Origin of the sequence: Halioxenophilus sp. WMMB6, assembly GCF_033283405.1 — a bacterium.
GTDB lineage: Bacteria > Pseudomonadota > Gammaproteobacteria > Pseudomonadales > Cellvibrionaceae > Halioxenophilus.
Window position 1 is genome coordinate 1,181,752 of record NZ_JAWMQR010000001.1, and the last position, 14,836, is coordinate 1,196,587.

Genomic DNA, 14,836 nt, shown 5'->3' on the forward strand with positions numbered 1-14,836 from the left:
CCTTGTTTTTTAAGCTTCTGGCGCGCCGAGGTATTTGTCCAACCATCGGTGCATGTTAAGAATCATCACCTCGTGGTGCTTCGCTAGCCAGATCTTCTTCAACCCTAATGAGTGTAGTCCGCGCTGGATTCTAGCAACATTGCCAAAATCCTGCCGCGGTATCAGCAAGAGCTGTTCCGGGTCGGTGGCATCGGTCACAATCATTGGCTCCGCCCGCGGCACGTCGGTAGCGGGTGAGTAGGTGGTGGTAGAGAAGATCTCGAAAATACATTTATTGGGGTCGTCGCCATTCGGGCGGATGCGATACATCATCACATTACCCAAATTTGGCAATATCAGTAGGTTGGGGAAGATAAACACTTCACCACCCCACATGGCGGCGGTCTCCGGCTTGGGCACCGGCATTGGCCGCTGCTCTCCTGCCGCATCGGCATAGATAGCTTTAATGAACTCGGCACCGTAGGAGGAGCCCTCCGCAACCGGTTTGCCACGCAAGCCGACCGCCACATCCACATCCCGCTGCAGCACCATGGCATCCATCTCGTCGACCAGGTGTTGCATGTGTTCGATCATGTATTCCAGCTGCTCCGGCTTGGCCGTGGTGTCGCTACTGGACATGGGCTTTTCGCCAGCGTAGAAGCGGCCGTGGCCCTGCTCCAACCCCTCGTACTGCACATGGGCGTGCTGCAGAGGTGCGCCGGGGTTGTGGAGATCTTCGTAGATCACCTTTTTGCCCAACGGGTCCAACTGGGGATGGGTGCAGGGTACGTGGTAGGTCTCGAAGAAGGCCTCCTGCGCAACTTTCCAGTTGCAGTCGCCCTCAATTCGGCGCCACCAGTAGTGGCGCATATCGCCAACGGCGAGGTCCTCAAGGAAGCCTTTTACCGGTGCGATAAACTCGTCGAAATCTTCCGGGGTTGGCGCAAAGCTGATGAAGACAAACCCGGCATAGACCCGGCTATGAACCTCTTTCAGGGGCACGTCCTCAGAGGTTAACTTACCGTCCTTGAACTCCTGGGGCTCCATGATGAAGAAGTTGTTGCCGTTAAGATCCCACTTCCAACCATGAAAAGGGCACATGATACGGTTCTGCTCAAAGGCGCCGCACCCTTCTGACAGAGCGGTGCCCCGGTGTGGGCAGGCATTGAAGTAGGCTTTGACGGTATTGTCATCGACCCGCACTACTGTGGCCGACTGGCGCCCGATGTCGTAGGTGGTGTAGTCACCGGCAGTGGGGATTTCGTCGAGGCGGCAGGCGACCTGCCATACCTGATTCCAGAGCTTATCGAACTCCAGCTGTGAAAAAGCCGGGTCGGTATAACGCCCAGTGGCCAAACCATGGGCATACACTTGCCAACTCTCTGGCCATTCCGTATCTGTATTGGACATATCTCCTGCTCCCGGCGAACGCATCTTTCAAGTTTTAATAGTTTTTAATCGTTATTGTTTGCAACCGGCCCGCACAGGTATTCGGGCCTGCTTAACCTTGTCCAGCTTGAGTAGCAGTGGGAATACCCCTTCCCGTCACCCGTCAATCACTTCTCTGGCGCTTAGCCATAGGCTCAGCTCGCCACTCGACCGCCCATTAAACAACGCCACTATTCGCTTTCGACTGTGCGATTCGTTTTCGGCAGCGCGTCATTTTCCGTGGCGTGTTACCCCGTAAATCGGTGGCGAATGATCCGTCGCCCGAGCGCTAGATGCCGAGCCCCAACACCCTTGAAGAGTGGCTAACGGGAGCGGGAAGTATACAACAGTGGTGTTAAACATCAACTCAACACCCCTGTTGGAAAGCTGACACCAATCTCCTCGTAAAATTTTAAAATATTCTTATATTTCAGATAGATATGATTTTGCCATCGAAAATCAGGCAGTTTGTGGTGTATTGCACGGAGGGGAAGCGGAAGAGTAACTTTGCAAAACAAAGCTATTTGTATAGAACAGAGGAACTGCTGAAAAAGGCGGTCTGACACCCAAAAAATAACTGGCCCATTTAGGGCCAGTTATTTGACTTACCTGAGTTTGGCGACAAGCTTAAACGATTTCGCCAATCTCGGTTCCCACTGGGTAGGTTTCACCGGCCGCCATCTTCTGCACCAGCTTACCCGAAGCAGGGGCTTCGATCTCTTGCACGGATTTATCGGTTTCCAAGGAGTAGATGGCCTGCCCCTCTTCAACAGTTGCACCGTCCTCTACCAGCCACTCAGCTAAGGTTCCTTCAGTGCTGGACATCTGAAGCTTTGGTATGGTTAATGATGTTGACATTAAGATCCCCTTACTTTCTTTTATTTAAACATTTCGCGAACGCGTGTAACGATGCTGGCAACGTTGGGCACTTGCGCGGTTTCAATGGTTTTTGAATACGCTATCGGAGCGTAAGCTGCACCAAATCTGGTAGCAGGCCCCTTCAACTTGGTAAACAGCTCCTCATTGATGGTGGTCGCAATCTCTGAGCCCAGGCCACAGAATTCCACAGCAGCATGTACAACCAAAGCTCTGCCGGTTTTCTCGACGGAGGAGAGAATACGATCATAATCCAACGGCAGCAAGGTACGCAGATCGAGCACCTCGGCGTTGATTCCCTCTTTGGCGAGCTCCTCCGCAGCCAGCAAACACTGCATGACCTGCCAACCATAGGTGACCAGGGTAATGTCGGTGCCTTCGCGTTTAACTTTAGCCACGCCTAACGGAATACGGTAGTCCCCTACCGGCACCTGCTCTTTCAATGCGTAGGTAAGCATCATCGATTCCAACTGAATACAGGGGTCGTCGTCGAAGATACAGCTCATCAACAAACCTTTGGCTTCGGTTGGGGTACTTGGGTAGACCACTTTCAAACCGGGTTGATGCAACAGCATCGCCTCGGTGGATTGTGAGTGCTGGGCACCAAAGCCGCCGATGCCACCACCGGCAATCATACGCACGGTCATGGGGACGTTGGTGGTCGCACCAGACATATAGCGCTGCTTGGCCGCGTGGTTGGTCAGCTGATCCATACAGACGCCAATAAAATCGGCAAACATAATTTCCGCAACCGGACGCATGCCCACCAGCGCCGAACCGGTGGCACAACCAATAATGGCCTGCTCGGCGATCGGCGTTGGGCGGATACGCTCACCCCACTTGGTCTGCATACCTTTAAAACATTTGAATACACCACCTGGGTCGTCGCCGATGTCTTCACCCAAACAGTAGACCTGATCGTCCAGCTGCATGGAGAGGTCCAGTGCATCCTGCACCGCTTCGAACATAGCCATCTCTTTGGTTTCACCGGTGAACGCTGGCTCCGCCTCACGCTTCACACGCTGACCTCGACGCGGCACAGTATCTGGGTCGCCGTAGACGTCAAGCAGCATTTCGTCTTCGCCGGTGACCTTGCTGTTCATGGCCCACTCAACGGCGTCGGACACTTCGGCTACGGCTTCTGAGTCGATGGCGGCCAGCTGCTCCTCGGTGCAGATACCCGCTTCCAACAACGCCTTACGGGTTGCCGGTACTGGCCAGGCCTCTTTCGCAGCCGCCAGCTCGTCGCCTTTCAGCAGGTGGCTCCAGCCGACACCGGCGTGGGGCCCAAGACGCAGAGTCATGGCCTCAACAAATACCGGGCCCTTACCGCTACGGACACTGTCGATAATCTCTTTCATGCCATTGTGGAAGGCAACTGGATCGTTGCCATCCAGGGTAACGCCGCGGAAGCCAAGCGCCTCTGCCCGGGCGGTGAAGCCCTCGCTGGCGGTGTAGTCAGGGATGGCAGTGTACTCACCAATCTGGTTGTTTTGGCAGAGGAAGATTACTGGCAGTTTCCAAACACCGGCCAGGTTCATGGCTTCGTGTACCGCACCGATACTGGTGGCACCATCACCAAAGTTAACAATGGTTACCGCGTCGGTGCCGCGCATCTTCTCGGCTAGCGCCAAACCGTTGGCAATAGGCGCGCCCGCGCCAACAATGGCGGTGGTAAGCATGGAGCCGGAACTTGGATCGGAGATATGCGGTGAACCACCCTTACCCTTGTTAACACCGCCTTCTCGGCCCAGCGCTTCAGCAAACAGACCTTTCAGCGGCACACCCTTGGCAACCTGGTCGTGGATACCACGATAAATAGTCACCATGTGGTCTTTGCTGGAGATCAGAGGAGCGATTGACGCGGGAATGGCTTCCTGGCCGGTCATGGGCCAATAGGTGAACATAAATTTACCACTGGACAGCCCCGCCTGGATGGCTTTATCCACCTCACGAATCCGCGACATCTGGCGGTAGATCTCCGTGAGCGTGCCTGGATCAATTGACTTGATGTCAGCTGCCATTATTTATCTCCTCTCTAATTAGAATTTCTTAACAGCATTTAATGTTGTTGTAGTTTTCAAACTCATAGGCCAGCGGTGCCCATATGACAAAAAGTGCCAAACCCCGCATTCTGACAGAATTGGCCTTTATTGCCAGCCATATTGCAGAAACTGCGTTTACTGGCCCTCTTCCTGCGTCATCTGTCGTCGGTGCAAACGGTCAGCAAACCGATTTAACTAGGAAACCATTTGGCAAAAGACACCGAATTTGTTGCCGTCCAAATCCCGGAAGTAAGCCGCATAAAGGGCGCCATCCATACGCTCCCCCGGCTCGCCATCACAACTCGCCCCTAACGCCATCGCTTTGCTGTAAACGGCTTTCACTTCCTCGGGATTGGCAGCCGCCAACGCCACCATAGTGCCATTACCAACAGTTGCGGGTTCACCATTAAAGGGTAGGTTGATCGCCAGCTTGGCGCCACTGCCATCACCGAGCAGGTAGAACAGTGTGCGCTCATTCTTAAACCCCAGTTGGCCACTATAGAGTTTGAGAAATTCGTTATAGAACGCCTCTGCCCGTGGCAGATCGTTGCTACCCAGATTGATATGAGAAATCATCACCTCACCCCACTTTCATTATTCGCATACGCGTATTTTTATTCACTAAAGCCGCACTGCAGCTGTTAAATTAAACTCACTCGGCCCCGTCGACCACGGCTTGAATACTCCGCGCCAGCCACTTCACCATATGCGAGTCGACCTGCCTGGGTTGGGTCGCATTCAATTGCGAGTGGTACAGAGCAAAGCCTGCACACAACGCCATAATCTCCCGCGCCCGGCTGATACTATTGGGCGCACCCAACCACTCAACCATGGGGCCAATGGCGTACTGCTCCAAAACCCGAATGGCAATTTCCCGCGACTCCTCATTGCCGGTGGCAAGCACCGTCATGGCGTGGGGGCAGTTCTCCAGGTAGGGGTCAGACAACAAGCTCGCAATGTGTTCGCCAAATTTTGTACGCTCCACCGGCGCCCTGGGTTTGACAATCGCATCAATCATGGCAGCCTCAAAAAGCGCTGCTTTAGTACCAAAATGGCGGAAGAGTATAGTGGGTGACAGCCCCACCAACTCAGCAATTCGGCGAATGCCTGCCTCGGAGTAACCCACCGTGGAGAAGACCTGTTGTGCCGCCGCCAATATCCTGCGCTTGGTGGGCGACATATCCTCGGTAACATCTAAAGTCGGTGCGGCTGCCTGCTCATCTGTTACCCGCTTAGCCTCCGCCAGCGGCAGACGCTGACGGCGGGAAAAACGCCACTGACCAGCGACATACTCAAATTCATCTTCATACACACCAGTAGCGAGCATATGTGGCGGCGCCGAGCCAGCCTGTTCTAGCAAGGTGTAACAACTCCGGCACTTGGCGGTTCGTGTTGTTTGATCAACCGCCACCACCGGATTGGTGATCAACCGCTGCCTACCGCCAGCTTGAGTTAGACCCGTCGCCTCGCTGCGCCAAAGTGCGATCAACTGACCGGCATCCAAAGGCTGACCACCAGCTGAAAGCGCCACCTGAGCGTTGGCGAAGAGCTCTGCCGCGGCCCCCCATTCACCCTGATCCTGGAGGCTGGCACAGCGATAGATCAAATTGGTTATGGCCTGTTCATCCATATTTTCTTTCAAATGTTGCGCGCTGATTACAGAGGTACCCGTTGGTCACCGAGAGGCCCCCGCTGGCCCAATGTGATCAACTGATCCAAATGTAACCGGATGATAACAGCAGTTAACAAATGATAACAAGCGGTGTATTCTAGCCCCCGAGTGATCTGCTTTCCATGGGCCGAGAGTTGGACGAAAGCAACAAAGAATGTCCGGACTAGCTGGAAGATAGACCAAGATATTTGGATAAGATTACGGTAATGTTGTCCAGTCTAAAGCACTTTATCCTAAAACGGCTATAGCCAGTGGGAATTTAACCCTTGCCAAAACCAAGTATCGACCACGGCAATTCGACCGAACCCTAGTTCGCCCCGACAATTTGCCTTCAGATACAAAAGCGCGAGCCCCGCTCGTTGGAAAAACAACGGTTATAGTGAAATAAAAACGATGAAAACACTGCAACAATTGTGCGCCGAAACCTTGCTGCGGGACGTCAACCGTCCTGTCGTTGAATTTGAAGGCAACTGGTTTACCTGGGGCGAGATGCGTAAGGTTAGCGAGCAACTGCTGGCACTGCTGACCGATAGTGGCGTGCCCGACGATGCCCCGGTCACCTTTGTGCCCCGCAACCGGCCATCGGCACTGGCGGCCCTGATGGCGTTAATGTCCAAAGGCCGCAATATCCATATGCTCTATGCCTTTCAATCACCGGCCAGCCTGGCACGGCAGATTGAAGAGCAAAAACCAGCAGTGGTGGTGGCGGGCACTAACGACTTTTCGCCAGAGGTCACCGAAACCCTACAGCGGCTGGGCATTGCCGGCATCGCCATTGACGAGATGCAGGCACAACCAGTGGACAAGTGTGAGCGCAGCACAATCACCAGCCACAGCAAGGGCGATGAGCCCTACATCCAGATCCTCACCAGCGGCACCACCGGAACCCCCAAACAGTTCCCCATCACCTACGCCCTGATTGGCAAATGGATGGTGGGTGAAAACCTGTTGTCGGGCCAGATTTTCGATAAAGCCGATGACACACCGACAATCCTGTTCTTTCCCATTGGCAATATCACCGGTATCTACACAACGGTACCGGCGCTGGTGAAAGATCAACGTATTGTCCTGCTCGACCGCTTCAACCTTGAGCGCTGGCACGACTATGTGGTGCGTTACCGCCCCAGTGCCGGCGGTATGGCGCCAGCCGCGTTGCAGATGCTGCTGGATGCAAAAATTCCCAAAGAGGATCTGGCCTCACTGAAAACCATGGGCGTGGGTGCCGCGCCACTGGACCCAACCGTGCAGCGCAACTTTGAGGAACGCTACCAGATTCCCATTCTGCTCTCTTACGGCGCCACCGAGTTTGCCGGCCCGGTGACCGCGATGACCGGGGCCCTGTACGAAGAGTTTGGCAAGAGCAAATTTGGCAGTGTCGGGCGAGTGCTGCCCGGCGGCTTTAAGATCCGCGTCGTGCACCCAGAGAGCTACGATGAACTGCCTATCGGCGAGGAGGGGTTGTTGGAGGTGGTCTCGCCGCGCATTGGCGAGCACTGGATTCGCACCTCGGATATTGGTCTGATCGACGCCGATGGCTTTCTGTTTATCTGCGGCCGGGCCGACGGCGCCATCATGCGCGGCGGCTTTAAGGTACTGCCCGAAACCATTGAGAAGGCGCTGCTGCAACACCCCGATATCGCTGCTGTCAGTGTCGTGGGCATACCCGACCAGCGTTTAACTGAGGTTCCCGGTGCGGCCATTCAGGTGCGTTCAGGCCACCAACAACCGAGTATAGAAGCGCTCGAAAAACATATTCGCGATCGATTACTTGCCACCCACGTGCCAGTGCATTGGCGCTTTGTCGATGCCCTGCCCAAAACCCCCTCTTTTAAAGTGCACCGTCCGGCGGTAAAAGCACTTTTCAGCTAATAAGTGGGGTTGCCAATCACTTTAATCGTCTACGTCAACGCCCCAAAACACGGGGCGCTTATTTGCTACTTACCCAGACACTACTGACGGTACTACAGCTGATCAGCGATCTGCTGTAGTGCCCCGGCGACAAATTCCGGCTCGGTGATCATCAGATCATGGCCGGTATCAATCTCCCAAAACCGTCCCTCACAGAGGCTGTTGAGAATTTCCCGATACTCCTCCTGCACATTGGCACTGCAGACGATGAACGACTGTGGCAGCTTGCGCATCGCCTCTTCGTTAGAGAGCGCCAGTTTTTGAGTAAAACAGGCCCAGGGGTGCGGTGTTAATTTGGGTTTCATCCAGGCTATCAATTCTGGATCGGTGACGCCGTAGTAGTCGCTTTCCGTCATGGGGAATTTACCCGGGAAGAGCACCAGCTCAACCCCATCCACCACCTCCGCGTCCCGATGAGCGGCGGTCATTAGCGGTTCCGCCACATCGGCCAGGGATTGATTGTTCATTGGATAAGCGGCATCCAGGTAAACCACATTGCCAATGCGGTCGGTAGCACGGTCGGCAACACCGGTAATCACCATGCCGCCATAGCTGTGGCCGACCAGAATAACTTGAGACAAATCCTCAAACTGCAGCAGCTTCACCACATCGGTGATATGCAAATCGAGATTCACCTGGTCACTCAGCAGATGTTCCCGCTCCGCCAGGCCAGTGAGAGTGGGACAGTAAACCTCATGGCCTCCGGCACGCAGAATTTTCGCCACCAGCTGATAACACCAACCACCATGCCCGCCGCCATGCACCAATACAAATGTAGCCATATTTTCTCCGCCTTTTATTATAAGTTATCACCTGGTAACTTATGCCTGGATTGCCCTTTTGTCAAACGCTGGTTAGTCTTGCCAAAAAATACAAACGCACGCGCCATGAGCCCAGAACCGAAACGACGTAACGCCGAGAAAACCAAGGCCAGCATTTTGCTGGCCGCACAACAACTGTTTGCCGAACAGGGTTTCAGCCAGACCGGTATTCGCGATATCGCCGCCCGGGCGGGCATCAGCTCACCGCTGCTTATGCGCTACTTTGGCTCCAAGGCCGGACTGTTTGAAGCCGCCCTGATTGATGCCGTACGCATTGAAACAGTATTAACCCCCACCAAAGCGGGCTTTGGCGAACGCCTGGCGATGCTCTTCACCGATTCCGAAATCAATATCACACCACCGGCGATCATTGCCCTCTCCGTGGGCCACCCGGATGCTCAGGAGATCGCCACACGCGTGGTCAGTGAGTATGTGATTCAACCGGTGGCCGAGTGGCTGGACGGTACGGATAAAGTCGCACGAGCCACCGAGATTTTTATGCTGGCCACCAGTTTTGTTATGTATTCCCGGCAGATACCGGTCATTGGCAAAAGTGAGCATAAAGGCAGGAGTGTAAACGAATGGTTAGCCGGTACCGTGCAGGCCATTGTCGACGCCAATTAAACGCGGAAGAAAATCGTTAGCGAAAACTCCCGAGATGCCGGGCATTGCGAATAGGTGCTGAGGCTAACAACCAGACATCATCGAGCAGTTCATCGGGGTAAATTTTTAGGTGCTCCAGTTCACTGCGGTGTACCCAACGCACCGTCTGAATAAGATGCTCATCGCCCCCCAAGCCCGCCAGGTTATCGGTACTGAGCTCCCCCTTCCAATTCTCTACCCAATAAAAAAGCTCGACGTGGTAGGTATCTTTAATGGGTTCATAAAATTCACGCACATAAACCAGCTCACCGATTTCCGCCTGCAGGTTGGTCTCCTCAAAAATTTCCCGGCGCACCGTCTCCCGGGTTGAGCCATCACCCGCTTCAAAACCACCACCCGGCGGAATCCAATATTCGCTATTGCCATCGATGTGGTGTACCAACAGGATAGTCTCACCGCGCACCAAAATACCCGCTGCCCGAATTCTATGTTGCATAACCAGGAACACCTTTAATTTTTTATGGACGCAAACCCACTGGGGTGCCAATAATGCTGCCGCAGCGCCAGACGGCCAACTCAGCCAGCCCGGCAAAAATTATAAAAGTAAGGACACCCATGCCGTTAGCCACAACCGCTCTCTATCTTTTAGTTGCCCTGATATGGGGCTCCACCTGGATTGTCATCACCTTACAACTTGGCACGGTAGACCCACTGGCTTCAGTGATTTACCGCTTTGCTTTGGCGAGCAGCTTGCTGTTTGCCTGGTGTTTTATCCGGGGCCAGCCCCTGAAATTAAGTTTAAAACAGCATGGCTTGATGATTGTGCAAGGCAGTTTTCTGTTTGGCCTCAACTACTGGATTTTGTATTTGGCAACCCAGCATCTCACCAGTGGCCTGATCGCCGCCACCTTCTCCACCATCGTCTTTTTTAATGCGCTTAACGGCCGTATTTTCTTAAAAATGGCGATACGAAGCCAGGTCATCGTCGGTGGCTGCCTGGGCTTGGTTGGCGTGCTGCTGCTGTTTGCCAAAGAGCTGCAAAATTTCACTTTTGCAGACACTACCACTACCGGCCTGGCGCTCGCCCTCTTCGCAACCCTGCTCGCCTCGCTGGGGAATATCACCGCTGCCCACAACACCAATACCGGGCTCTCTGTATTGGCTATCAACGCCTGGGCCATGTGCTACGGAACTGTAACTATGGCTGTTATCGCCCTGTTACTTGGCACTCAGTTGCAATTCGATACCAGTATCACCTACCTGGGTGCCCTCGCCTACCTGGTGCTGTTTGGCTCAATCATTACCTTCGCCGGTTACCTACGGCTGATCAAAACCCTGGGGCCGGATAAAGCCGCCTACATGAGTATGCTGATTCCCTTCATTGCACTGCAACTATCGGCGCTGTTTGAGGAGTATCAATGGACCTTAGCCGGCAGTTTTGGACTGCTATTAATTTTGGCGGGCAATTGGTGGGCCATGCGCAAATAAAGCTGAGGAGGGAGGAATATGCGCAAAAGAGGAATAATTGAGTGGATTATTTTACAGCCAATCATTTAACTGAAAGCCGATTCCCACACTTTCCGTTTGCACGTTGTAGTCGATCAGGCTCTCGCCGTAGCCGTTAAAATATTTGAAGTAGCCACCAAAGCGTTTGCCCATTGGAAAACTCCAGGTAAGCTCCACGGAGCCCCGGTTGGCACCGGTAACAAAATTGCGAATATTGAGGCCAACCGTATGCTTGTCGCGAGTGTAGGCCAACTGTAGGTCAGAGTAGCCCAGGTAGTCGTCGATATCGGGGTTGTCATCCCCTCTCGGATCACCCTCATACTCTTTTTCATCTTCACTCAGCCGATACCAGGCACGCAGACCAACCGCCAAATTGCCCTTCGACCACACAGAGCTGGCGATGACCCGGTTCCAGCTACGTGAAGCTTCGCCACCACGGCCATTGGATTGATGGTTAACGCCGAGGCTGTTGGTAATATTCTGCCAACCAAAGGCGTGCAGGGGCGAGCCAAAAGCGAGCCACATTTCAGGCTCGTGATTGGTCTCCCTAAACGGCCGGGACACATCGGCATTATAGGCCTGCCAATAGGAGCGATTGGTGTATGCGGCGTAGAGGGTACCGTGGTCGAACAGTACGCCCTTGGCCAGGGTCGCCTTAATGCTGAGCTGAAACTGCATCTCAAAACGATCCAGTTTATCGTCGTAATCATTGATAAACGGCTGATCGTTAACATCAGCCAAAAAGACCAGAGGTAAAAAATAGTTGGGCCGGTGAGGTTCCAGGGCAAACCGGTTTTGGTAAGCAGCCTCTTCCAGCAATCGACGACGGCCCGCCGCACTTAAAGCCTCATCCAAAGAGGCGTCGACCGGGCGATCCCCGACCAGAGTTTCATCGACAGTCGCCTCTTCCGAGGCGGCCGCCTTCTCGATTTTCTCTGGTAGCGATAACAGATGGCAGGCCTCACGCACCGAAGCGACACTGGCCTCATCGCTGGCCTGCTTGAGCGCTTCTAACAGACAGATATCCTCTGCCTTCAATGCGTCCGCCGTTAACTCTTCCGCCCCGACCTGGCCACAGATTCCAACACTCAAAATAAAGGGGTAAAACCAACCCCAATAATCTCTTCGGTCAGCCATAAAAACTGCTTTCAGGCACACTGAAAATTTTGCAGGCATAAGTCAGCTAATTTAGGCAGCAGTTGTGACGGAAAATCGTGCCCCATACCGGGAATAACCTCGAGTTTCGCCCCATCGATAGCGCGCGCCGTGCGCCGGCCACACTTAAGGGGCACCATTCGGTCGGCATCACCATGAATAATTTGGGTCGGCGCCTTTACCCGTAGCAGTTTGTGCTCAAAACTGCCCGTGGCAATGATGGCATGCAGTTGCCGCATCACCCCGCCCGGGCGATAGGAGCGCTCGAACGCCGTGCGGCACAATTCACGCAATTCAGAGTCAGGCGTCGGGTAAGCGGGGCTACCGATTAATTGATGAAACAGAAAAGAGCGCTCAACGATGGCCTCCGTCGAATGTTCCACAGACTTGGCAAACAGTGCTTTTAACACCTCGGGTTCGGCGGTAGGTAGCGACGGGTGGTTGGTAGACGACATCATTGATGTCAGGCTGGCCACCCGCCCAGGCACTTTCACCGCGCACAGTTGGGCAATCATTCCCCCCATTGAGGCGCCCACCAGATGTGCCCGGGAGACCTGCAAGCCATCGAGCAGTGCGATTACATCGTCCACCATGTGGTGCAGGGTATAGTCGGCACTGGCAGGCAGGCCAAAATGGCGCATAATGGCCGACTGCATAACATCGAACTTTACCCGGCCGGGAATTTTGGACGATAAGCCCGCATCGCGGTTATCAAAGCGGATAACCCGATACCCGGCATCGAGCAGTGGCTGGCAAAACTCTTCTGGCCAATGGATCAGTTGCCAGGAGAGACCGGTAATTAATAACACCACCGGGCCATCGGCTGGACCGCGCTCCTCATAAACAAGATCAACACCATTACCCGCAACGGTACCTTGCCGCCAGCCACTCACCACCGGTCGAGTGGTTGACATGGTGGCCTCGCTATCGACATCCATATGAACTCCCTAGCCCACTGCCTCTGTTTTTAACCGACCGAACTTATTGAGCAATAACCGCAGACAATGCCTTGAGGCAAAGATCGATATTCTCCTGCTTGGCGGAGTAACCCATTAAGCCAATGCGCCATACCTTACCAGCATAGGCACCCAAGCCGGCACCAATCTCCAGGTTAAATTCATTCAACAGACGCGTGCGCGCGACGGCGTCGTCCACGCCTTCCGGAATCCAAACGGCATTGAGCTGGGGTAGGCGGTACTCTTCGTCAACCACAAAGCGAATGCCCAACTCCGTGAGGCCGGCGTAGAGCTTCTCATGCATGACGCGATGCCGGGCGAAGGCGGCAGATAGCCCCTCCTCCTGCAACATCACCAGGGATTCATGCAACCCGTAGAGGGCGTTGATGGGCGCCGTGTGGTGGTAGGCGCGCTTAGCACCTTCACCCCAGTAGCCCATCACCAGGTTCATATCCAAAAACCAGCTCTGTACTGGAGTTTTGCGGTTGCGTATCACCTCGACTGCGCGCTCGCTGAAGGTGACCGGAGAGAGGCCCGGCGTACAGGAGAGGCACTTCTGTGAGCCTGAATAGACGGCATCGGCTCCCCACTCGTCCACCAGAACCGGTACTCCACCCAGGCCGGTGACGGTATCCATAATCACCAGACAATCGTGTTTACGCCCCAGTGCACAAAGGGTTGCGGCATCCGAGCAGACACCGGTGGAGGTTTCGGCGTGGACAAACGCCATAATTTTGGTATCCGGGTTGGCCTCAAGCGCCGCGGCTAGCTTGGCCGGGTCGACAGGTTTGCCCCACTCATCATCGACCCGGACAGCGACACCGCCGGTGCGGGTGACATTCTCCAGCATGCGAATACCGAAGACACCGTTCACACACACCACCACTTTATCGCCCGGCTCAATCAGATTGACGAAGCAGGCTTCCATACCGGCAGAGCCCGGTGCAGAGATAGGTAGCGTCAGTGGATTCTTGGTTTGGAAGGCGTACTGCAGCAGCTCCTTCACCTCATCCATCATCTGAATAAACGCCGGGTCCAGATGACCGATGGTTGGCCGCCCCAAGGCGGATAAAATGCGCGGGTGAACATCCGAGGGACCGGGCCCCATGAGAGTGCGAACGGGAGGATGAAAGCTGCTGATCATAAAGACTCCTCGGCGAGCTGAATGGATTACTGGTGAAGAGAGCAACACACAAAAAGGGGGAATGGTAATCTAATCGCCCCCTTAAGAAAGTGCTATTTTAGTCCAATTGTGTGGCAATTACAGGCATACCTTAGGCCGAGCTGATTGCCGCCGAATACCACCATCGCCGGCGCCTGGCACTGCCCATTAACCCACCTTCACCACTTTGGTATCGGCTATGTGATCGTGCAGGCATCGCTTTTCACGGCCAAATATCATCAGGGTGCCGATAACAGCGACCACGCCACCAATATAGGGCACCTGCGGCACTAACCAATACCAAGCATAGCGTTTGGCAATCGTTGGCATATCCATAGCATCGCCATTGAGCTTGATTGCTCTAATACCCAACAACTTTTTCCCCAACGTTTGGCCTCTTTTAACCAGCAGCCAGCCATTAACAATAAAGAAGTAAACAATTGATAACACCACATAGGCAACCTCGAACCACAACCTGTTCAGCCCACCGATTATTTCATCGGCGTAAGCCACAATCGCAAAATAGCAGGCAATCATCACGGGAAAGAGGAGTATGGTGTCGACCAGCGATGCAGCCAACCTGGCCCAACGACTGGCCCGTTCAGTCGACACCACCTCTTCGTTTGCCAGTGTTGCTTGTGGTGTAGCGTAGATATTTTCGTCCATTGCATTGCTCTCCCTAATTACGCCCAAAAACCTTTGACGTTATATTTTTAAAATGCACA

The 14,836-nt window shown here is 54.1% G+C and carries 14 protein-coding genes; 3 read left to right on the forward strand and 11 right to left on the reverse strand.

Features of this window, described 5'->3' with window-relative positions; translation table 11 throughout:
- Positions 1-9: 9 nt before the first annotated feature.
- The 5 genes from SBL51_RS05020 to SBL51_RS05040 all read right to left on the reverse strand — a co-directional run bounded on the left by SBL51_RS05020 (position 10) and on the right by SBL51_RS05040 (position 5,958).
- Positions 10-1,389 carry an aromatic ring-hydroxylating oxygenase subunit alpha gene (locus tag SBL51_RS05020; RefSeq protein WP_317929637.1) on the reverse strand — a complete coding sequence of 460 codons (1,380 nt, stop codon included), beginning with the start codon at positions 1,387-1,389 and terminating at the stop codon, positions 10-12.
- Between the two features lie 645 nt (positions 1,390-2,034).
- Complete coding sequence (locus SBL51_RS05025; protein WP_317929639.1) at positions 2,035-2,265, reverse strand: lipoyl domain-containing protein; 231 nt, start codon at positions 2,263-2,265, stop codon at positions 2,035-2,037.
- Between the two features lie 20 nt (positions 2,266-2,285).
- Positions 2,286-4,307 (reverse strand): thiamine pyrophosphate-dependent enzyme, encoded by a 2,022-nt coding sequence (locus SBL51_RS05030; RefSeq protein WP_317929641.1) that lies wholly within the window; start codon positions 4,305-4,307, stop codon positions 2,286-2,288.
- A gap of 216 nt (positions 4,308-4,523) precedes the next feature.
- On the reverse strand, positions 4,524-4,904 hold the full coding sequence (locus SBL51_RS05035; protein WP_317929643.1) for a VOC family protein: 381 nt from the start codon (positions 4,902-4,904) through the stop codon (positions 4,524-4,526).
- A gap of 76 nt (positions 4,905-4,980) precedes the next feature.
- The gene (locus SBL51_RS05040) at positions 4,981-5,958 is read right to left on the reverse strand and encodes a nuclear transport factor 2 family protein (RefSeq protein WP_317929644.1); all 978 of its coding nucleotides are present in this window, start codon (positions 5,956-5,958) and stop codon (positions 4,981-4,983) included.
- 435 nt (positions 5,959-6,393) lie between these two features.
- On the opposite strand from SBL51_RS05040, the gene SBL51_RS05045 reads away from it, so the two are divergent.
- Positions 6,394-7,869, forward strand: a complete 1,476-nt coding sequence (locus SBL51_RS05045) for a fatty acid--CoA ligase family protein (RefSeq protein WP_317929645.1) — start codon at positions 6,394-6,396, stop codon at positions 7,867-7,869.
- A 92-nt stretch (positions 7,870-7,961) separates the two neighbouring features.
- Here SBL51_RS05045 and SBL51_RS05050 read toward each other — a convergent pair whose 3' ends face one another.
- Positions 7,962-8,690 carry an alpha/beta hydrolase gene (locus SBL51_RS05050; RefSeq protein WP_317929647.1) on the reverse strand — a complete coding sequence of 243 codons (729 nt, stop codon included), beginning with the start codon at positions 8,688-8,690 and terminating at the stop codon, positions 7,962-7,964.
- 105 nt (positions 8,691-8,795) lie between these two features.
- Here SBL51_RS05050 and SBL51_RS05055 point away from each other — a divergent pair, with 105 nt between their 5' ends.
- Positions 8,796-9,353 carry a TetR family transcriptional regulator gene (locus SBL51_RS05055; protein ID WP_317929649.1) on the forward strand — a complete coding sequence of 186 codons (558 nt, stop codon included), beginning with the start codon at positions 8,796-8,798 and terminating at the stop codon, positions 9,351-9,353.
- Positions 9,354-9,369: 16 nt separating this feature from the next.
- Here the strand turns inward: SBL51_RS05055 and SBL51_RS05060 are convergent, their stop codons facing one another.
- Positions 9,370-9,828 carry an NUDIX domain-containing protein gene (locus SBL51_RS05060; protein WP_317929650.1) on the reverse strand — a complete coding sequence of 153 codons (459 nt, stop codon included), beginning with the start codon at positions 9,826-9,828 and terminating at the stop codon, positions 9,370-9,372.
- 119 nt (positions 9,829-9,947) lie between these two features.
- Here SBL51_RS05060 and SBL51_RS05065 point away from each other — a divergent pair, with 119 nt between their 5' ends.
- Positions 9,948-10,820, forward strand: coding sequence for a DMT family transporter (locus tag SBL51_RS05065; protein ID WP_317929652.1), 873 nt, complete (start codon positions 9,948-9,950; stop codon positions 10,818-10,820).
- Between the two features lie 51 nt (positions 10,821-10,871).
- Here SBL51_RS05065 and SBL51_RS05070 read toward each other — a convergent pair whose 3' ends face one another.
- From SBL51_RS05070 to SBL51_RS05085, 4 genes are all read right to left on the reverse strand, one after another.
- Complete coding sequence (locus SBL51_RS05070; protein ID WP_317929653.1) at positions 10,872-11,975, reverse strand: phospholipase A; 1,104 nt, start codon at positions 11,973-11,975, stop codon at positions 10,872-10,874.
- 11 nt (positions 11,976-11,986) lie between these two features.
- Entirely contained in the window at positions 11,987-12,931 is a 945-nt protein-coding gene (locus SBL51_RS05075) for an alpha/beta hydrolase (RefSeq protein ID WP_317929654.1), read from the reverse strand.
- 43 nt (positions 12,932-12,974) lie between these two features.
- Positions 12,975-14,093 carry an alanine--glyoxylate aminotransferase family protein gene (locus SBL51_RS05080; protein WP_317929655.1) on the reverse strand — a complete coding sequence of 373 codons (1,119 nt, stop codon included), beginning with the start codon at positions 14,091-14,093 and terminating at the stop codon, positions 12,975-12,977.
- Positions 14,094-14,279: 186 nt separating this feature from the next.
- The gene (locus tag SBL51_RS05085) at positions 14,280-14,777 is read right to left on the reverse strand and encodes an RDD family protein (RefSeq protein ID WP_317929656.1); all 498 of its coding nucleotides are present in this window, start codon (positions 14,775-14,777) and stop codon (positions 14,280-14,282) included.
- Positions 14,778-14,836 lie beyond the last annotated feature (59 nt).